This window comes from Lachnoanaerobaculum orale, from assembly GCF_003862485.1.
GTDB lineage: Bacteria > Bacillota > Clostridia > Lachnospirales > Lachnospiraceae > Lachnoanaerobaculum > Lachnoanaerobaculum orale.
The window spans coordinates 84235-103108 of the sequence record NZ_RRCM01000003.1 but is presented as its reverse complement, the minus strand read 5'-3'; the positions used below and the strand labels follow the sequence as shown (position 1 = coordinate 103108).

Genomic DNA, 18874 nt, shown 5'->3' with positions numbered 1-18874 from the left:
ATATAAGATTATCTAATATTCATATTTTCCATACAGTTTTTCAGTATTGTGCTTATATAATCTCCCTTTTTCCTATTTATACATGCAGTCGCATATGTCATTGGAGCTTTGTATACTTCTCCTATGTAATCGGGACTTATTAAAACAGGCATGGAATAGTATGCATTCTTTTTATTTTTCAAATCTATAAACCACTCTCCACCTATATACTTCCTGAAAGTCTCGCCGATATATACAGTCAAATAGTCAAGGGTTTTGGCATCACCTATCAAGTCCTTTATCTCACTGTAATTAGTGAGAATCCAATTTTCAATTCTATCCAAAGACTCTATACTGTAGTCAAGTTTTAAATTGTTTTCTTTAGCAAATGCATCTGTAAAATACTCCATTTTAGAGTCTATAAAAATAATCCATTCTTCAAAGTTTTCCTTAGTATAAGCCATTTTTTATATCCAACTTTCTTAATTTATATAAATATTCTCCAACTAAATCAATGCTCTACAATTAAACATTTATTTGTATTTAGTATAATCATACATAGATGTAAATACAATATAATTTTTATATATTAGATTAAAGTAAATATAATTTATAAATTCAAAATATTTAAGTATATTTAGTTAATATTAAATAGATTTTTATATAAATATGTAGTAAAATTAAATCAAAATTTATGGAGGTGAAATTTATGTCAAAAAAAATCACGTCAAAACTTCCGGTTGTTTTATGTTTTTTATCCATATGTCTCTTGGCTATATTTACATCTGCCTGCTCATCAGGTAAAAAGCCTGCAGATTCACAAAAGAGTACAAGTTCCAATAAGTTTTCTCTTTATTTAAAGGGAGACAATCTCTATATGGCTCGATATGATAACTCTGAAATTATAGACTTGGGACCTTGTACAACTAACGGAAGTGTTATGGAAAGATTTCCTATAAAACAATACAGTAAAGATACCGATTTATTCTGTTCCTTTTCAGATTATGATGGAGAAACCTATACTCTGTATACATCAACATCTAAAGCACCTACAAAGCGAACCAAAGTAGCTGACAAAGTTACAGTACATTCAACCTTAAAAAACGGTGATATACTATACCTTTCAAATAAAGAGTTATTTTTATATAAACAAAGTATAAATTTCTAATTATCTTTTTATATTTTCTTAAATGCTCGTAAAGCCTTATTCTATGTGCTTTCGAGTATTTTTACTGTAGGAAGATACTTCACGTTTCTTTGCATATTTCCTCATGTCTTAGCTGTCAGAAGTGGTAAATAAGTAGTAAATTCATTTGTACTACTAAGCAACAAGACGCTCCTGTTGCTTCTCTTTATTCAAGCGTTTCATTTCTGCCATTGCAGAATCGAATGTTGCATGTGCGTAATAGTTCAGCGTCATGGCTATATTAGCATGTCCCATAATGTACTGTAATGCCTTTGGATTCATTCCTGCATTTGCATAGTTGGTACAGAATGTATGTCGCAAACTATGTGGAGTGATGTGTGGCAATTTATCCTCGTTATACTTATTGTATTTCTTAACAAGACCTTTCATCATGCCGTTGTAATCACTTGCCACTTTTGGATAGTTCTTTCTATTAAGAAAGAGGAAATCACTATATCCATCAATCTCAACACGCTTATCATTCTTTCGATTCGCTAACACTCGCTTAAATGCTTGATAGGCTTCTTCAACCATAGGAACTTGACGTTCGCCACTTTTGGTCTTTGGTGTTTCAATGTAGTACCCAATTTCAGTATCTCTCAATAGCTGATGGTCTATATTGACAAGACGATTCTCAAAATCTAAATCTGGAAGTGTCAAACCACCAAACTCTGAAATACGAAGACCTGTTTTTAAGAGTATCAGAATTTCATCATAATTTTTGCTGTAGGTTTTATCAGCTTTTGCAAAGGCTAACAGTTTTTCTTCCTGTTCTTCTGTTAGTACGGTCTTAGGGACAGTATCATCATCAAGAACTGCTTTCAGTTGAAAGTCAAATGGATTCTTCCGAACACAATCATCTTGTATAGCAATATAGAATGAAGCCTTTAAAGAACGTTTGTAGTTATTGATGGTTTGATAAGCATAACCATTTTCACTCATTCTAATAGCCCATTCTTTAGCGTCTGATGGCTTAATACTGTCAATACTTCTTACACCTAACTTGTCTTTCTTCAAAATATCCATAAGATATTTGCGTCCAGTTTCAGTGTTTTTTCTAACCTTTGGTCTTTGAGCGTTCTGTTTTGCGTAAAGCTGGCAGAGTGTCATTTTCTTTCCTACAACATCAATACCATCATGAATGTCTTTCTGTAACTCTGCGATTTTCTCTCTAAGTGAGATACAATCACGCTTTCCTGCTGGTACTCGGTCTGTAGCCACAAGTTTCCACGAGTAAACAAATTGCGGTTCTCCAAATGAATCTATATATTTGTATAAGTATCTTCCGTCTTTTCGTTGGCTCTCTCCAGTCTTTAAGATTCGACCTTTATTGTCACGTCTTTTTTCTGACATGGCATTTGCTCCTTTCCTTTATGGAAAGAGCCTTGATACGACTTAATACTATTTTATCATATACAAGACCCTTTGGCGACGCTAGATTGCGTCCAATGTATCTATAATTTTTTCAAATTGTTTTCGTTTAATCTGAATACGATTGCCATTCATAATCAGCCAATTTGCATTTTTATTTTCCTCTGCCAAGCGTCGTAGCTTGTTTTCGCCAATACGAAAATATTTTGACGCTTCTTCAATGGTTAGGGTATAACGTTCCCAAATAGGAATGTCAGTCTGCTTCATAAAATCCTCCTTTCCAAATCACTTATTTGGATTTCATAAAAGTTGTTTTACCAGCAATCGAACAGCTTTAGCAAAGCTCACGGGAGTTCCACCCCTGCATGGTTCTCATGTAGCCATACTCATTGCCTGCGACGGTTTTATCACGCTCGGACTATTGACTGTATGGGAGTATCATTATCACGATAAGAATGTCGTTGCAGGCAATCCTGCTAAAGATTGCTTCTCGGATCACTAACATGAATCGCTCGCTATCTTTATAAGATAGGTCATGGCGGTTAGTTCCGTTGGCTCTTTTCTTATCGAAACGTATTCGATTACTTTTATTCAGTTTTCAAAGAACAATGGCTCGTTAGCCTATCAAAACACATTGAAAGCTCAATATGCTTTGGTGGAATAACAAACCTCCCTGTTCGGGAAGCGTGGAATGGTTTAGCACGCTTCCACGAAAGGAGAGAGGATATTACTTAATTTCAAATGACAAAATCTTTGTAATCAGTCTGGTTTCCATTCTTCCACGTAAGACTTCATCAACGACCATACTTTGATTGCCATATTCATCTTTCATAAGTCGTAGGGAACGCTTCGTTATGTACCCTCTGTAATGATGTAGAATCTGGTTAATCGCTTCGGTATCGCCATCTGTTGCCTTTACAATGAGAGGAAAGGGAATCATAGGATATTGTGTTTTCATTCTTCAAATTCCTCCATAAACTTTTTAATTAAGGCTAGTCCACTGGTTCTATGCCGATAGACAGTAGAACGGTTCAATTTCAACAGGTCTGCAATTTCTGAATCGCTCATGTCCATAAAGTAAAACAGCAGTAGAATTTCACGTTTCTTGTCTGGCAACTCACGTAATGCTTCACTCAACAAATCATTTTCAACGCCTACTGATAACCCATTGAGTGTAAAAATCTGAAAGTCAGTTGAATAGTTATCTGTTGTCGCAAACTGGCTAACAAGATAATCGCCAACATCCGAAAAGGACACCTCACGCTTTGCAATCCTTGAAAGATAAAGCATATAATTCTTTCGCTCGTCTTCCATAGCACGTTTACAGATATAGTCAAACTGATTTTCTATTGTGGTCTGAAAAGAAGATGGTTTCATGTTTCTCACCCCCTTTCTGTCTAGGAAAGGAAGTGAGCCTTGCTCGTTTATCTCCTTTCACTCTTAGTCCCAATGTGAAAGGGGGATTTGTTGCATTACTGATAAATAAACTTTGTAAAAAAGTTCTGAATAGCCAAAAAAGCATATAAACAGATTTATTTCTCTGTTTACATGCTTCTGTTATTCTATCTATATGATTTATAAAACCACATTGGTGGACGTACTTATCTATTGCAGATAGACGACTTTTTTTGACAAGAACCCAATGTAAGGAAATTTATTGTATATGATGTACTTCATGGCGACGTTGACCTCCAACAAACCGCCATTTGGAAGTAATATACAATATTTTAACAGCGTAAATAGCACTACCATATAACGGTTTTTTTTATTGGCGTTTAGTAGTGCTTTTTATTAAATATAAACCTATAAACCATATAACACGTTTTTCTATACCTGTTTTTAATTCAGTAGGAACAATAAAATGTATAGAGGTGGTCTACTATGCGTAAAAAAGAAGATAAATATGATTTTAGAGCCTTTGGTTTAGCCATTAAAGAAGCTCGATTGAAACGAGGTTTAACTCGTGAACAAGTGGGAGCATTGATTGAAATTGACCCACGGTACTTAACTAATATTGAAAATAAAGGGCAACACCCCAGCATACAAGTTCTTTATGACCTTGTATCGTTACTTCATGTTTCCGTTGATGAATTTTTCTTACCTGCTAATAACTTGGTAAAAAGCACCCGACGATTACAGATAGAGAAATACATGGATAGCTTTACAGACAAAGAACTATCCTTAATGGAATCTTTAGCCAGCGGTATCAACGAAGCAAGAAACATCGAAGACTAATTAAAAGAATCCATACATAACGGAAAGAGCCGATAAAATGAGATTGTATTAATCTCATTTTATCGGCTCTGCGTCTTTGCGTCTGGCTCTGTAATCACAGTTACTTTGAACTGCTTTATTTCAATTAAATTTTCTTGTCTGCATTTCGGACAATAGAGGGGGAATTTTTTTAATTCAGTATCTTCCCTTATCTTTAATCGTGTTTTATTTCCACATACAGGACACAATATCCACTTGTAGTTTATAATAACTATCTCCTCCTTTACACTTTAATTCAAATCTTTATTAAAAAATATTTCATCTTATTTAACAAGAAACCATATTTATATAACAACATAAAATACACTAAGTTATTTTATTGAACATATATCGTACTTTATCTATCCGACTATTTGGACGACGGGGCTGGCAAACAGGTTCACCGGTAGTAACATGGTACCCTTTTAACTCTGTTAAACAAACACTACGTCCATTTGTAAAGAAAGTTAAATCACTACGATATTCTTGAATACACCGAGCAGGGATTTCTCCACTAAGAATGACCTCATTATTTTTCAATTGAGTGTCTACGATGTTCGCACAATATTTAGGAGCATCGTTGTATGCTCGTGAAAGATATTCCTGTGGCGCATAAATTTTAAAACTAAGATATGGCTCTAACAATTCTGTTCCAGCTTTTTTTAAGACTTGTTCCAATACAATAGGAGCAAGCATCCGAAAATCTGCTGGGGTACTAACAGGGCTATAGTATAAGCCATACTTAAAACAGATTTTACAGTCCGTCACATTCCAACCATACAATCCTTGTTCACAGCCATAGCGTATCCCCTCCATAACTGCATTTTGAAACGATTGATTTAAGTATCCAAGAGAAACCGAGCTCTCATACTGTACTCCGCTCCCTAATGGAAGCGGTGCTACAGATAGACCAATGGAAGCCCAGAAAGGATTCGGTGGAACTTCGATGTGAATGGTATACTCTGCTTTTTTTAACGGTCTTTCCATATAAATGACTGTAGGCTCTTTTATTTCTATCTCCACATGATACTTTTCTTGCAGCAGAGCACAAGTCACTTCCATTTGTACTTTCCCTAAGAAAGAAAGTATGATTTCATGTGTCGCAGAATCCACATAATATCGCAGAAGCGGGTCACTGTCGGAGATTTCTAAAAGTGCATCAAGTAACATTTCCCTTTGTTGAGGTTTGCTCGGTTCAACAGTCGTTTGCAGCAGAGGGAGGGGATTTTCAATTCTCTCTCTCTGTGGCAATAGCTTTGTATCTCCAAGAACACTATTTAACTTCAAAAACTCATTCTGCAAAATAACAATTTCCCCGGAATAAGCCTTATCGATTTTACATAATTCACCATTTATTGAAGTATACATTTCTGTAATTTTTATTTTTTCCTTTTCCGATATTCTAACCGAATCTCGCAAATGCAGTACGCCACTATAAAGACGTATATATGCAAGACGCTGTCTTTTTTCCGAATACTCAATTTTGAAAACTTTTCCGCAAAGTTCAGACTGACCTCGATGTGTTGATGAATAAAATTTATTCGTAATCACTTCTATAAGGTTATCAATCCCTATATTGTTTTTTGCACTTCCGTGATAAACAGGGAACAGGGAACAATTATGAAATCTTATGCTTTCCTCTTGTTCGAGTTCTAATGCTTCCAATAATTTCCCAGACGTATATTTCTCCAAAAGGTAATCATTTCCTTCTATTACCATATCCCATTGTTCAGATTCGGTAAAGTTCATTACACGCATATTAGGATGCAGTTCTACCTTCTGTTTGATTACAATTTCCGCAGAAAGTTTCTCTTTAATATCCTGATAAACCGTTGATAAATCAATTCCATTTTGGTCAATCTTATTGATAAAAAAGATTGTGGGAATACCTATTTTCCTAAGTGCATGAAACAATATACGAGTTTGTGCTTGTACGCCATCTTTTGCAGAAATCAGTAGAATTGCCCCATCTAATACTGATAATGAACGATATACTTCTGCTAAAAAATCCATATGTCCTGGCGTGTCTATGATGTTTATCTTAGTATTTTTCCACTGAAAAGAGGTTATCGCCGTCTGAATTGTAATTCCTCTCTGACGTTCTAAAAGCGTATTATCCGTTTTCGTTGTACCTCTGTCCACGCTTCCTAATTCTGTAATCGCTCCACTGTTATATAATAAGCTTTCTGTTAAGGTAGTTTTTCCCGCATCAACATGAGCTAAAACTCCAATATTAATAATTTTCATGTGATTTTCCTCCATTCAAAAGCCCAAAAGGGCATAAAAATCCCAGTGATAAATACTCTTATCACTGGGATTTTTATGCATAACCATAGGCATACAAAGCATACAGATATTCTCCGGATACTTTAGAATCACATGATAAAGGTATTCTTAAACTGGGTACAAAAAACTAAGCCCTCCTAAAAAAGGACATCCAATTATTTGTTCCCACTATCAAATTGACAGTTTATTTAAGAATACCTTGCCGCATATTTATTAACTCCTTTTAAATAGATACTTAAATAATAGCACGTAAGAGCATATTTGTAAAGGAATCTCCAATTTTTTATCAAAGAGAGTACGTGATTACAAAATAGCTGTAATAATGTACCAATATTTGTTATTCTATAATCTTCCAATTACTCCCGTTCTTTTCAAGTACCAAATCAAATTGAGATACCTGCGTTGCTTTGGTCTGCTGGTCGATATACTCCACTGTCAGCGATACCGTGACTTGATTATCCTTACGATTGTGAATAGGATTTACCAGTTCTTGAAAGATGTACTCTTTTCCGATTGGTTTTAATATCCCGTCATTCACATAGTAGGAAAGTTCACTGGCTGTCGCTGTAGGATAGAGCTTGAAGAACGTCGTTAAAAACTCATTGATTTCATTGGTTGTAATGGAATCAACCGTCCCCTCACTTTCAATGGCTTTTGGTTTATAACTTGATTTCTTAGGTATGTTGGTAATGGTCGGATTCTTAACCAGTACCATATTTCCAGAACCATCTACATAGACACTCACTATATAAGCAGAGTGGACGGTCTTTGTATTTTCTCCCTCTGTAATGAGCTGGTCTACACTGTAGGTTACATTAAACTCATTGTCGCCAGTTGGCTCTACCGTCCATATCTGAAATCCTCTTACAGAAGACGATACAGGAATATCTTTGCGTACTGTATCAACATTGAGAGCTTGAAGTTCATCTGTCAGATAGCCTTTTAGACTTTCCATTCGATTATCAATGGACTTATCGGATTGCTCCCATGAATAGTAGACTTTCGCAAAGTTCTCTACAAAATTTTCTACATGATGAGTATCAACGTATTCCTTTTCTATGATAGTTGTTTCGTGAATAGTATGAGTATCTATAGCTGTAAAGTGCTTGAATATCGCAAAGCTGAAACTAAGCCCTAAAAGTACCCACAAGGCAATCACAACCTTTTTATGAGGATTGACCTTATAGTAGACACGAGGTTTCTTTTCCTTTGGTATCTGTTTTTCTTTATTCTGATTTTTTCTAAATTTCATCATTAAATCTTCCTTTCTCATTGTTTGATTCGTCCTGCTCCCACTAAATGCTGTTGCCAGTAGGGGCTTGTTAAGTCGGCATAACCGATTGGGTCGCCTGCATGAAACATACGGTTATTGCCAAGGTATATCCCAACATGAGTAATATAAGAGCCAGCGTTATAGGTAGAATGAAAGAAAACCAAATCGCCAGCTTGTGCTTCCGATAGTGGGATATGCTGGGTCACATCATATTGCTGTTGTGCGGTTCGTGGTAAGTTAATTCCAGCTTTTCCATACGTCCATTGTGTCAGTCCGCTACAATCAAAAGAAGTAGTCGGGGAAGCTCCACCGTAAACGTATCGCCAGCCCTCATATTTCAGTGCTTCGTCCATGATGGCTTGTACCGTATCATCATCAAACTCTGTTGTGACAAGATACTGCGTTACCAGTTGCACATAAAACATATTGCCATAGTTGTATCGCCAGCCCCCATTGATAGGTATGGCTATGGGATTGGGGTAAGACACTTTTTCGCCACCTGAATACTCTTTTGAGAAACTTTGAGCCAGTTCAAAGGTATATTTATTTCCACGATTAGCCACATACCCTAAGAAACCACCACCATAATTGTAGGACTGGATAACCGATTCTAAATCTACACTGAGCCTTTCGCTACTGGCTAATAATTCACTGAAATACTTCACACCTTGCTTAATGGATTCTTCTGTACTCAATGAATTAGGTGGAAGACCGAGGGATTCCGAGGACTGCATAACATCTTCCGCAGTACCGCCCGATTCCACCTGTATAATCGCAAGAAGTATGTTGACATATTCTTCAACGCCATATTCTTTGGCATATTTTTCTACCATAGGCTTATGAGCCAGCACTTCTGCGGAAACATTCACACCTCCATAATGAATATTGGAAATTCCGCTGTCCTGTTCATCTGAAAATAAAATGGCAACAAACAGAAGCAGTGAGAAGACCATCAAGAATAATCCAGAACCACCAATCACTAAAGTTTTCAACTTCATGGTTTCTTACCGACTTTCTTAATGGTGGCGGTTTTGATTGGTGGTCTACTTCTTGTATTTTGTAGTGGTACTCTTTGAACAGTAGACGGACGTTCTTTTGTGATTGGACGTTGTGAAGTTCTATCTGCTGTAGTGGTTGAAGTTGCTGGCTTTTGAACGGTTTTTTCTTGAACGGTATTGCCTTGGCGTTCCACTTTTGGACTTGAAAAATCGGACTTAACTGCTGGACGCTCTTGTTTGGCTTGTTGAGATTCCTTATATGAAGTCTGAATATTAGACTGTTTTGAGGTCTGTTCATCATGATATTGTTCTTGTCTTGTAGTCGGTCTTTCATGAACAGAAGAAGCAGGCTGTTTTTTCTGTTTGACCTGTTCCATTTCAGAGCGACGCTTCGCAATGGTTTTTCGCCTTTGTTCCTGCTGTTCCTTGCGTCCACTGGCTCTGTCCGCTTTGGTTTGAGAAATACTACTGGTTAAATCACGGACATTCTCTTTTACTTTGGATTTTCCTTGATATACTGCATATCTTGCATTGGTCGGCAAATCTTTAACCTGTTCTTTCAAACCACTAGCAGTGTCTACCATTCTGTCTTTGGTATCAGCTACTGTACCGATGGTTTGACCGATACGTTTTCCAAGTGTTGATTTTTCCTTTCCGTCTGGTCGGGAGTGATCTGCTTGTGTCCTTGCAGAACTCCCCGAACCCGACTGTCCTTTTTTACCTGTAACAATGGCAGACCCAGCCCCTAGAGTAGTCATGGAACGTCCAAGTTTCCGCTGTAGACGGTGCATGTGAGCGTGCATAAGCATACGAGGTTTTCTCATCACACGACTTCCCACACTTTGAGAATCGTTACTCTGTAGAGAAAACATACTCATTAAATCGCCCAGCTTGAAGTAGATTCCTGCAAAGGTCACAATCTGTAGAAAAGCAATCAAAAAGAACGGATAACCAGCCGATAAGGTATAGAGCATGGTTGAAATACTAAATGCTGTCGTAATAATCAATGTGATTCCAGCTCGTGTCAAAATGGTATTAAAGAGCTTTGTTATGGCTCGTTTTGACATACCATCAAATGATGGAATCATGCTTAAAATAAAGCTCACAGGCAGAAACATAGCATAGATGATAAAAAGTACCTGCGAGAAAATCATGATTCCTGTTAATAGGAATACAAATATGGAAATCCCAATATTGAAGACAAATAGGAAGAAGACTGTACCTAAACGGTTAATGGTCTTTGTAATGGTTAGATTGGTATTGCTTCTGTCTTCAATTTCTTCCGCAACAATTTTTTCTCTGTCTTCGCCATTGTTGGAATCTGGGCTGGTGGAGAGCAGGCTTTCCACACGGTCAATACCGATACTTTCAATGTCTGAACTGTTGTATTGAAGCAGTAGCCACGGTTGCTGAACCTGTATGGAAAACAGGCTATCTCTGATTAAGTCCACGCTGTCCTTGCCTTGACTATCGGAATGGGGCATGACAATCTTCGTGCCAAGTGATAAACTGGCATTACTGATGTCTGATGAAAAGTCATTGATTTTTTTAATGTAGTCGGGAGCGTAGGCAATAAAGGAAGCCGATAGGATAAACACCAGCACAAAATTCATAATGGCATGAATTGCCTTTGTGGTTTCTCTCTTTATCAGTCCCGTATAGGCAACATAAACCCCAAGAACCAAAATCAAGAGTAAGAGGAATCCAACATAGAAACCCTCTGTTGAAAATCCGTTTGCACTCACACCAGCTAAGGTCTGCATATTCTTACCAATGGAATCTGCTGTAGCGGAAATGAAGTCTAAGGAATAGGCTTCCTGTACTAAGTAACCTGTCGCATTGGAAACATACAAACTGATTGTCCAAATAAAATTGGTAATGGCATATAGTCCATACATGACCTGTTTTCCAATCCCGTCCGACCAGTTCCACGGAAGCCAGCCCCAGCTATTATCCACATAAAAATCCAGTTGATAGTTTTCAAGTGGGTATCGGCTGTATTCATTTGCCACATTGACCGTATCATCTACCAAGCCCGCAGCTTGAACCACCGTTCCCAGCATGGCTAAAAGAAAAATGGCAATCACAAGTGTGAAAGCCACTGTCATTGCCACTTTACCTAGACGTTTCAGCGTCCAGTTTGATTTTATTCTGTTTACTATTGATGGTTTCACATTTACACCTCTTTTCGCACAGGTGGTCTGGTATCAAAGGCATGGAGCAGTTCTTCAAATACAGGGTGGAACTGTATCACACCGACACGACCATATAAATCACTGATAAGGCATTGCCCGTTTTCCAAATCACGCAATCGCTTCTGATTGTTTTCGTCCTCTGGGTCTACACCAAAAAAGGCTAAGGTCTTTTTAATCTCGTTAAGGTCAGTGGAACGAAATGCAAATTTTAAGCCGAGGTTATTTTTCAGTTTTTCATCTAAGAGGTCGTCTGTATTTTGGGTCACGAAATATACCCCAGCGTTCATAGCACGACCAGCCCGAACCAGCTTCATAGATAGTGTTTTTCCTTGTGCTACCTGTAAAAAGCTCCATGCTTCGTCTAAATCTACAATCTTGAAAATGCTTCGGTCTGTATGGATAAAGTCTAAAGCAAAGGTACTAATGACAATCAGCATAGCAACGGATAAAAGCTCCATAGTGGTATATTCCTCAAAGGAAGTTTCCTTGTCGGGAAGTACCAAGTCCGCAACCTGTATAATGTTCAGTTGTTTTTCTAAGCTGATAGACTGCTCCACATAACCATTACTGAATAATAAATGTGCAAAGTCATAGTCTGTAAAACTTTCGATATGGTCGGCTATACTGGTACTTAGTGGCGTATTCTCAACCCGTAATTCCTCAATCACTTTCATCAACCCTCGTACTTCACTATTGGTTACTGCACGAATGGCTTTTCTAAGGATTGGGAAGCGTTCCCCATCACGAGAGGAAATCCCCGTAAGGAATGTCAGAATATCAATAGCCAGTGATTCAGAATCTTTGGGATTTTTCATAATCACATAAGGGTCAAGTAAGCCTTTGTTTTTCTCATCAGAAGTCAGAGTGACGATATTGATTTCATGGGAAATCTCTGGCAAGGTTTCTTTCCATCTGCCACGTTCTGCTTTTGGGTCTACAATCACTGCTTGTGCCCCATAAAGCACCGCATAATAGACGATAAGGTTATTCGCAAAGGATTTACCACCACCCAGCGAACCAACAAAAGCCGACGCTAACGCATTGGTTACTGAACCCTTAACCCCTTGACTGGCAAGAGCAGGTTTCAGATAGACATTGCGTCCAGTATCTAAGCTGTAGCCAACATAAATCCCCTCATTTTCCCCCAGCATTTGAGTAGCACCAAAACCTAAACCAGCGAGGAAATCAGAGGTCACGTATTGAATATAATCATTCATATAACGCTTGCTGGCAGGTAAAAATTCTTCATGTAAGCCGAGCATATCCCCAAATGGTCGTACCAGTTTTACGCTTAAATCGTCATAAAAATCTTTCACTTCATTACAACGACGTTTGAGTTCGTCAAGATCATTTGCTGATACCCTTACCACATAAGACAGCTTGTACATAGATTCCTTGCTTTGGTCTAAATTGGTTTCCAGCTCATTCACACTTTCCAGAGCTTCCGCCACATTGGAGCTGGTTTCATTATCACTTTGCCAAGCGTGGTTATCCAAGTCTTTCAGTTCTTTCTTTTTATTGCGGACAGTAGATAGGGCTTTACGATTCGCTACAATTTCCACATTCATTGACGTATCAATCGGGAATGTAAATTGCTGTTGCTGGTAGTAGAAGATTTCAGAGGACGGGAAGTCCAGTTCTCCGACAATGCTGTTAATGGTAAAGTAAGCTACATAGACGGTTTCATCTTCCTGCTGGATTTTCAAATATCGCTGTTTTTCTTCCACCAAACAGCGAGTAGGCTTAATCAAGTCATAGTATTTAATCAGCGTTTCATTATCCAGCTTTTTCTTTGATAGATGGTACTCATACTCTTCATAGGCAGTGCCTGTCTGTCCGTAAAGGTGTTCAATCAGATAGCCGAAGTCGTCCTTATCTAACCTGCGGATTTTGAAACGACGAGAGATTTTATTTTCTAAGAGCTTTTCCATCTTCTGAAAACGCAGGATTTCATCATTACTCATACTAACAAAATCGCCCATCAGCTTATGGTTCACATCATAGACAAAATCAGACAAAGCATTTTTTGCTTCAACGGTAAGACTTTTCATAGAAAACTCCTGATCGTTGAGAAGCAACTTAAAGCCGATAAAGAAACGGTAGTTCACTTGATTTTCGCCAATCATGGATATTAAAGCGTCTGTCTGTTGGTCGATTTTGTCATAGGCAACCGCTTTGAGCTTGCCAGTGACTTCATTTTTGGAACGCTCTTGTGCAGAACGTATGCTGGATTCTGTACTGATTTGTAAAGCATGAATTTTGCCATCACGATTTTGTGCGATAAGCTGTCTGAAAGAATCATGCACTTGTATTTTCTGTTCTGGACTTAGAAATGAGTAATTGTAAGGAACAAGCTCATAGTAAGCATAACATTCCCCGTCTTTATTCCAGACGAGATTGTTTTCAATGTATTTAATTGGATATGCCATAAAATTCACTCCTAACTGCTGTAATGGCTTCTTGTGGCTGGTTTCTGCCAAGCGTTACTTTTTTTCCTGCATAGGTCAGCTTTGGTCGCAGTGCATAAGCAATGACAGACTTCAAAAATCCATAAGGCTTTTTACCATCAAAAGTTTTTGTAGACATAAACCATGTGAAAGCCACAGGAATCCCAAAGTATTTGAGAAATGCTCCCTCTATCATGGAAAGAGGGGGCAAGTTGCCAAGTATCATCACTGCAAAGAGTGACACGACAAACCATGTCATTTGCGTAAAGGTTATGGGAAACGGAAGTCTAAAATCATTGATAGAATACAGTACCTTTTCCACAGACCAGATACTGGTATAGCTTCGTATTTTCTTCATGTAATCAATCCTTTCATAAAAAATAGGGGTAGCTGATTGAGCCACCCCGTAAAATAGAAAATCTGCCAGTAGTAATGTACCGACAGATTTAATAGACGATTTCAAAAATCCCATGATTGGTTGAGATAAACGTTCCTGAAAGGTCTAAATCCCGACCATAGGCTTGATAATCAATATAGTTTTGAAGACTAGCTGGTACTTCGCCTAAAGCACCCGTTTCTTCAATGTAGTAGCGTGCCACGTCATACATATCATCACAATCGGAATGAATGATAATATCCTCTTGATGTTCGCTTAGTTCTTCAATGCTTGAAAAATGAGTGAGCAGAGCAGATAGCTCCGATTGTAATTCTTCGGGTAATTCCGATACCATTTCCCATAGTCGATTGAGTTCGCCAATGGAAGTGTATTCGTCAACCGTAAAGGGTAACTCGTAGTCATGAATGGCGTATTCCTCATATTCATCATTCAAGCCGATTTTCTCTTTGACTTCCTCAAAGTCAATGGGAAAGGTAAACCACGCACCGACCAATTCGCCCTCATTGTATTTGCCTAAATTCGCAATATAGACTTGCATATCGTCCATATATTCACGTCCTTTCTTTGTAGAGATTCAAAAATCCCTACCGCACTTCGTTTGGTGTACCATTCCTTTGCGGAACATAAGAAAACCACTTATATTCCACAAAAGAACGGTTTTATTTAAGCACCAATAATGCGATTGAATAGCTCTAGTAAAATGTCTTTTACTCCAGCAGCGTTGAAGACTAAGCCAACCGCAATAATCGCAATAATTAAAAAGCCAATCAGTTTGCTAAACTCACGCTTGAAGCCAAGATACAAGCCAATCACAACGATTGCTAAAAGCACCAGTGATTGAGCGTTTGATAGAAACCAGTTATAAAGGTTTTGTCCAAAATTCATAAAAATGTTCTCCTCTCTATATTCAATGAATTTGTATTTGAGTTATTTTTTTGTTGTTATCACGTCCTGTTCTTTTACTGACTGTTGCTTCAAAATCTGCTTGTGTCGGTCTGTCAGTTTCGCATGGTCGAGAATGTCTTTTACAACCTGCGTCTGGTTGATTTCATCAAGTTTAATCGCAACCTTTAAGGTCGGGGCAACTTGATGAGATAGCCAGTTCAGCGTCCTTTGGAAGGAGTAAGGCTCTGGTTTTGTGGTTAGTTTTAATCGTTCACGATTGTTCCCAATAAACCAAGCCCATTCTTCATTCAGTTTCCAATCAGAACGAGGTTTGGAATCGTCTTTATCTACAAAACGGATATACCGATTGATAATTTTAAAGGCGGTATGCTCTGGATTGTCATAGACGAGTAAATCACGGACTGCATAATAGGCACGCTCATTTTTCAATCGAATCTCAAAACGGTTTTTTACTTCTGCGTCTTCAATGGGAATATCATTTTTCTTGTACTGCTCGTAGTCCTTTTCATAGATACAGAAATAAACTTCACTTTGTAATGAACCGATATAGAGGGTGTTTCCCATACATTCCTTTTCCTCTTTGCGTACCAGTTCGCCACTGCGATAGCTTTTAAAACTGCGGAAGACGGAGATACATTCTTCCTGTTGGCACTTTTCAGTGAGTACAGGGATATTCAAAATCCCTGTCTTATCGTTAATGGCAAGGTCAAGGCGTTTCATCACACCGCCAGCCACCAAAACGTCCATAAAGAACTCATACCAGCTTCTTTGTTGTGCCAGAAGATAGCTTTCAAATTGTCTGCACCCACGACCTTTCAATTCCACCAGAACTCCTTTGTCCAGTTCATGGGAGCAAAGGACGAATATGTCGCCTAAAGCATAATGCTCTGAATAAGAATAGAAACCATAGTCCTCATGAAGAAAATAGGACAGTTTCAGTTGTAAGATGTTTTCGACCACCTGCTGTACGTCTGTTGTCGGAAAGCGAATCCTTACATAATCAAACAGCATTTCAAGGGGAGCGTCGGGATTGAAGCGTTCCAGAGCTTCCCAAAGGGACTGCTGTAAATCCTCTGATGGCTTGACTTTTCCTGTTTCAATATCGCTTAGATACTGCCTTGTAATACCAGTCGCAACAGCTAAACGGTTTTGAGATAGTCCATAAGCCAAGCGTTTTTCTTTTAAATGCTGTAACCAAGTTTGTTCATTCAGTAAAAATCCCTCCAATCAAAAAGGCGTATGTCAACTTTTAAAGCCCATTTGACATACGCTGAAATTTTGTAAATCCCTTGTAACCAAAGGATTTTCTAATGTTTTTTTGACTGTTTCCTGTCGATTTGTACCCCCCTGTTAGATACGGGGGGTTAAGTGCTGGCGTGGCTATTGCCACACCAGCCAGCAAGATCAGTCCACACCTGCGACTTCCGCTTCGCACGTCGCCTGCGTGGACTGTCTGCTGTTGGATAACTTTTTAATTTCCTCCAAGAAATCATATCCTTTTGGTACAAGGGGAGTATAAAACTCTGATATGACACTTGTTCCTACATCAACATAGCCACGACCTTTGATTCGCTTTAAGAAGAAATCCTTTTGTACGTCACTGCCAAACATCATGCCATAGCCCATTTCAGACATACGACCTAAAGCCACTCTGAAATTAAACTGATCACGGATTCCGTCGCCTAAATATTTTGCGTCTGGACGTTGACAAGCCAGTATTAGAAAGAAGCCAGCTTGACGACCTAACATGACAATCTGTTTCAGCTTATTCATAACTGCGGTGTTTTCTTTTGTTCCCAGCATTTCCATGAAAGCGACGTATTCATCAAAGATTAAGAAGTGTGCCGGGAGACCTAAGTAAGCATAATTTTTGCCAGTCTTATAGTTCTTCATCTGCTTCATTTCCTCACTACGTTTCATCATTTCTTCATAGAATGTTTCAATGCAAGAAAGCAAGTCTTCTTTTCTATAGTAGACATTTGCCATCACAGAACCTAAGTCCGCAAGGTCAGCATTTTTCGGGTCAAGAATATACAGTTTTGAATCTGTATGAAGCAAGGCTTCAATCAGTGTCAGTATAAAGTAAGTTTTACCGCCACCTGTACCACCAGCAATCAACATATGAGGGAGCTTATCATATTCCCACCATACGTTTTTCATTAAGCGAAGTTTACCATCTTTAGCTTCTACTTCATCAATAGAAATACGACTGGCTATGGTGTCATAGAGCAAAGTATATTCCACATAGGAATCCTTTAACTCTTTATCCGTCAGCTCACAGTACAAGCCACTCTCTAATTTCTTTTCCAAGTGTAAGAGTTGGTCTTGATATTTTCCCAGCGTGATTTCCACCCGTATCTGTATCAAGCCATTTTTAAGTCGATAATACATTTTAGGGAAGTAGGTTATCTTTTCCTTTGTACGACCAGCACTATCTTTAAAGAAACCCTCTGTTTTGACCTGTTCAGATTCATACCACTTGTTTTCAAGTATCATCTTTGCCAGTTTTTGACGGTGGTAAAGTTGTTTAACCGTATCATAGCGAACCCGTTTGAATACAAACGCTACCAGCAAGCAGATAAGAATTGCGACACTGAAACTGATAATTAAATAGGGAATGTCAATCTTATCTGCTTGTGATAGGTTAAAATCCTGCCAGTTGATCTGCTGGATTGTCTTCACATGAAACAGTCCGACAACCAGCAGGAAAACAGGCAGGAGTGACGCTATCGTAAAATGAAAGACTAAATCTTTACCAGATGGGCGAATCCTTTTACCACGCTGTTTCATGCGAAAAAGTCTCCTTTCTACCTAGCGACTATTTGTCTTGTGTCGGTTCTTTCTTTGCTTGTGGTTGAGCTTTGAATGAACTAGAATCCTTTGTCAGCACAATATCGTCTGCCTTGATATACCAGTCAACATCTGCTCCTTGATAGGTGGCAGTAGCAACGGTGTCCGCAATGGGATTGATAAGTTCCACCCGTGCGTTATAATCAAACTCTTTCAAAGGCACGCTGGCAGGAATACTTACTTGAATCATGCGTCCTTGTCCTTTGGATTTTAAGTCATAGGTACGTTCCTTGATTTCATCTGAAACCGACCCGTCTTCATTTTGGATTCTCACTTCACGACGTAGAGCAGAGAATTTCAATTCTCCAAAAGTCGTGTCTTTATCTAATACAATGCCATTTGCTAATCTCATCATTTTTCCTCTCTTTCTTTATTCTTTTATCATGTCGTCAGCATGTAAAAGGTAATTTGTAAAACCACGAGTGCCGATTTTGTAGCCCTCTGCGGTAATACGTGGATTGACTAACTTCACACGTTCCTCAAAGCCGAAATGTTTTTCGCCAGCTTCAGCAGGAAGCACCACCACAATATCATCTGCTCTTTGAACATCAGAATAGAGATTATAGCTTCTTGATAAGACAGTTAGCCGTCCGTTGATTCTTCGCTGAACGACTTTATCCTCGCCAGCAAATTCTAAATTGCCGAATGTTTTTTCCATGTTGGGAATCACAAATTTAAGTTCCATATTTTTACCTATCCTTTCTTTTTTATTGGCTGAATGAATGTTTGATGG

General features: G+C 38.3%; 20 protein-coding genes and 1 pseudogene. 2 read left to right on the top strand and 19 right to left on the bottom strand.

Going from position 1 to position 18874, the window contains the following annotated elements:
* Window positions 1–8: 8 nt before the first annotated feature.
* Window positions 9–443: a hypothetical protein gene (locus EHW90_RS12350; RefSeq protein WP_124952987.1), complete on the bottom strand. Its 435-nt coding sequence runs from the start codon at window positions 441–443 to the stop codon at window positions 9–11.
* Window positions 444–688: 245 nt separating this feature from the next.
* Between EHW90_RS12350 and EHW90_RS12345 the strand changes: the two are divergent.
* Window positions 689–1129 (top strand): annotated as a pseudogene (locus EHW90_RS12345) (hypothetical protein); the annotation flags it as partial.
* A gap of 171 nt (window positions 1130–1300) precedes the next feature.
* Here EHW90_RS12345 and EHW90_RS12340 read toward each other — a convergent pair.
* The 4 genes from EHW90_RS12340 to EHW90_RS12320 form a co-directional block, all read right to left on the bottom strand.
* On the bottom strand, window positions 1301–2518 hold the full coding sequence (locus tag EHW90_RS12340; protein WP_001291561.1) for a tyrosine-type recombinase/integrase: 1218 nt from the start codon (window positions 2516–2518) through the stop codon (window positions 1301–1303).
* Between the two features lie 81 nt (window positions 2519–2599).
* Window positions 2600–2803 (bottom strand): excisionase, encoded by a 204-nt coding sequence (locus EHW90_RS12335; RefSeq protein ID WP_000814511.1) that lies wholly within the window; start codon window positions 2801–2803, stop codon window positions 2600–2602.
* A 460-nt stretch (window positions 2804–3263) separates the two neighbouring features.
* The gene (locus EHW90_RS12325; protein WP_000857133.1) at window positions 3264–3494 is read right to left on the bottom strand and encodes a helix-turn-helix domain-containing protein; all 231 of its coding nucleotides are present in this window, start codon (window positions 3492–3494) and stop codon (window positions 3264–3266) included.
* Entirely contained in the window at window positions 3491–3913 is a 423-nt protein-coding gene (locus EHW90_RS12320; RefSeq protein WP_000804885.1) for a sigma-70 family RNA polymerase sigma factor, read from the bottom strand. Before EHW90_RS12320 ends, EHW90_RS12325 begins: the two co-directional genes overlap by 4 nt.
* 504 nt (window positions 3914–4417) lie before the next feature.
* Here EHW90_RS12320 and EHW90_RS12310 point away from each other — a divergent pair.
* Complete coding sequence (locus EHW90_RS12310; protein ID WP_001227347.1) at window positions 4418–4771, top strand: helix-turn-helix transcriptional regulator; 354 nt, start codon at window positions 4418–4420, stop codon at window positions 4769–4771.
* Between the two features lie 59 nt (window positions 4772–4830).
* Here the strand turns inward: EHW90_RS12310 and EHW90_RS12305 are convergent, their stop codons facing one another.
* The 14 genes from EHW90_RS12305 to EHW90_RS12235 all read right to left on the bottom strand — a co-directional run bounded on the left by EHW90_RS12305 (window position 4831) and on the right by EHW90_RS12235 (window position 18826).
* Entirely contained in the window at window positions 4831–5019 is a 189-nt protein-coding gene (locus EHW90_RS12305; protein ID WP_012962334.1) for a cysteine-rich KTR domain-containing protein, read from the bottom strand.
* A gap of 97 nt (window positions 5020–5116) precedes the next feature.
* The gene (tet(M), locus tag EHW90_RS12300) at window positions 5117–7036 is read right to left on the bottom strand and encodes a tetracycline resistance ribosomal protection protein Tet(M) (RefSeq protein WP_002414694.1); all 1920 of its coding nucleotides are present in this window, start codon (window positions 7034–7036) and stop codon (window positions 5117–5119) included.
* A gap of 15 nt (window positions 7037–7051) precedes the next feature.
* Entirely contained in the window at window positions 7052–7129 is a 78-nt protein-coding gene (locus tag EHW90_RS12295) for a tetracycline resistance determinant leader peptide (protein WP_078372222.1), read from the bottom strand.
* 283 nt (window positions 7130–7412) lie between these two features.
* Window positions 7413–8330, bottom strand: a complete 918-nt coding sequence (locus tag EHW90_RS12290) for a conjugal transfer protein (protein WP_000975335.1) — start codon at window positions 8328–8330, stop codon at window positions 7413–7415.
* A 14-nt stretch (window positions 8331–8344) separates the two neighbouring features.
* Complete coding sequence (locus tag EHW90_RS12285; protein ID WP_000769868.1) at window positions 8345–9346, bottom strand: bifunctional lytic transglycosylase/C40 family peptidase; 1002 nt, start codon at window positions 9344–9346, stop codon at window positions 8345–8347.
* Complete coding sequence (locus EHW90_RS12280) at window positions 9343–11520, bottom strand: CD3337/EF1877 family mobilome membrane protein (RefSeq protein ID WP_000804748.1); 2178 nt, start codon at window positions 11518–11520, stop codon at window positions 9343–9345. The genes EHW90_RS12285 and EHW90_RS12280 overlap by 4 nt, the downstream gene beginning before the upstream one ends.
* A gap of 2 nt (window positions 11521–11522) precedes the next feature.
* Window positions 11523–13970 (bottom strand): conjugal transfer ATPase TcpF, encoded by a 2448-nt coding sequence (gene tcpF, locus EHW90_RS12275; protein WP_000331160.1) that lies wholly within the window; start codon window positions 13968–13970, stop codon window positions 11523–11525.
* Window positions 13954–14460: a conjugal transfer protein gene (locus tag EHW90_RS12270; RefSeq protein WP_000506270.1), complete on the bottom strand. Its 507-nt coding sequence runs from the start codon at window positions 14458–14460 to the stop codon at window positions 13954–13956. Before EHW90_RS12270 ends, tcpF begins: the two co-directional genes overlap by 17 nt.
* Complete coding sequence (locus tag EHW90_RS12265) at window positions 14435–14932, bottom strand: antirestriction protein ArdA (protein ID WP_000342539.1); 498 nt, start codon at window positions 14930–14932, stop codon at window positions 14435–14437. Before EHW90_RS12265 ends, EHW90_RS12270 begins: the two co-directional genes overlap by 26 nt.
* A 116-nt stretch (window positions 14933–15048) precedes the next feature.
* Window positions 15049–15270: a hypothetical protein gene (locus tag EHW90_RS12260; protein WP_001009056.1), complete on the bottom strand. Its 222-nt coding sequence runs from the start codon at window positions 15268–15270 to the stop codon at window positions 15049–15051.
* Window positions 15271–15312: 42 nt separating this feature from the next.
* Window positions 15313–16518 (bottom strand): MobT family relaxase, encoded by a 1206-nt coding sequence (mobT, locus tag EHW90_RS12255; RefSeq protein ID WP_000398284.1) that lies wholly within the window; start codon window positions 16516–16518, stop codon window positions 15313–15315.
* Between the two features lie 177 nt (window positions 16519–16695).
* Window positions 16696–18081 (bottom strand): FtsK/SpoIIIE domain-containing protein, encoded by a 1386-nt coding sequence (locus EHW90_RS12245; protein ID WP_000813488.1) that lies wholly within the window; start codon window positions 18079–18081, stop codon window positions 16696–16698.
* 28 nt (window positions 18082–18109) lie between these two features.
* Window positions 18110–18493 carry a YdcP family protein gene (locus tag EHW90_RS12240; RefSeq protein ID WP_001234286.1) on the bottom strand — a complete coding sequence of 128 codons (384 nt, stop codon included), beginning with the start codon at window positions 18491–18493 and terminating at the stop codon, window positions 18110–18112.
* A gap of 18 nt (window positions 18494–18511) precedes the next feature.
* Window positions 18512–18826, bottom strand: coding sequence for a YdcP family protein (locus tag EHW90_RS12235; protein ID WP_000420682.1), 315 nt, complete (start codon window positions 18824–18826; stop codon window positions 18512–18514).
* Window positions 18827–18874: the final 48 nt, after the last annotated feature.

Coding starts and splice junctions, on each gene's coding strand:
- EHW90_RS12240 (WP_001234286.1), bottom strand. CDS start 18,493: ATGAGATTAGCAAATGGCATTGTATTAGATAAAGACACGACTTTTGGA.
- EHW90_RS12235 (WP_000420682.1), bottom strand. CDS start 18,826: ATGGAACTTAAATTTGTGATTCCCAACATGGAAAAAACATTCGGCAAT.
- EHW90_RS12290 (WP_000975335.1), bottom strand. CDS start 8,330: ATGATGAAATTTAGAAAAAATCAGAATAAAGAAAAACAGATACCAAAG.
- EHW90_RS12260 (WP_001009056.1), bottom strand. CDS start 15,270: ATGAATTTTGGACAAAACCTTTATAACTGGTTTCTATCAAACGCTCAA.
- EHW90_RS12245 (WP_000813488.1), bottom strand. CDS start 18,081: ATGAAACAGCGTGGTAAAAGGATTCGCCCATCTGGTAAAGATTTAGTC.
- EHW90_RS12350 (WP_124952987.1), bottom strand. CDS start 443: ATGGCTTATACTAAGGAAAACTTTGAAGAATGGATTATTTTTATAGAC.
- EHW90_RS12340 (WP_001291561.1), bottom strand. CDS start 2,518: ATGTCAGAAAAAAGACGTGACAATAAAGGTCGAATCTTAAAGACTGGA.
- EHW90_RS12295 (WP_078372222.1), bottom strand. CDS start 7,129: ATGCCTATGGTTATGCATAAAAATCCCAGTGATAAGAGTATTTATCAC.
- EHW90_RS12335 (WP_000814511.1), bottom strand. CDS start 2,803: ATGAAGCAGACTGACATTCCTATTTGGGAACGTTATACCCTAACCATT.
- EHW90_RS12320 (WP_000804885.1), bottom strand. CDS start 3,913: ATGAAACCATCTTCTTTTCAGACCACAATAGAAAATCAGTTTGACTAT.
- EHW90_RS12265 (WP_000342539.1), bottom strand. CDS start 14,932: ATGGACGATATGCAAGTCTATATTGCGAATTTAGGCAAATACAATGAG.
- EHW90_RS12285 (WP_000769868.1), bottom strand. CDS start 9,346: ATGAAGTTGAAAACTTTAGTGATTGGTGGTTCTGGATTATTCTTGATG.
- EHW90_RS12270 (WP_000506270.1), bottom strand. CDS start 14,460: ATGGGATTTTTGAAATCGTCTATTAAATCTGTCGGTACATTACTACTG.
- tcpF (WP_000331160.1), bottom strand. CDS start 13,970: ATGGCATATCCAATTAAATACATTGAAAACAATCTCGTCTGGAATAAA.
- EHW90_RS12325 (WP_000857133.1), bottom strand. CDS start 3,494: ATGAAAACACAATATCCTATGATTCCCTTTCCTCTCATTGTAAAGGCA.
- EHW90_RS12310 (WP_001227347.1), top strand. CDS start 4,418: ATGCGTAAAAAAGAAGATAAATATGATTTTAGAGCCTTTGGTTTAGCC.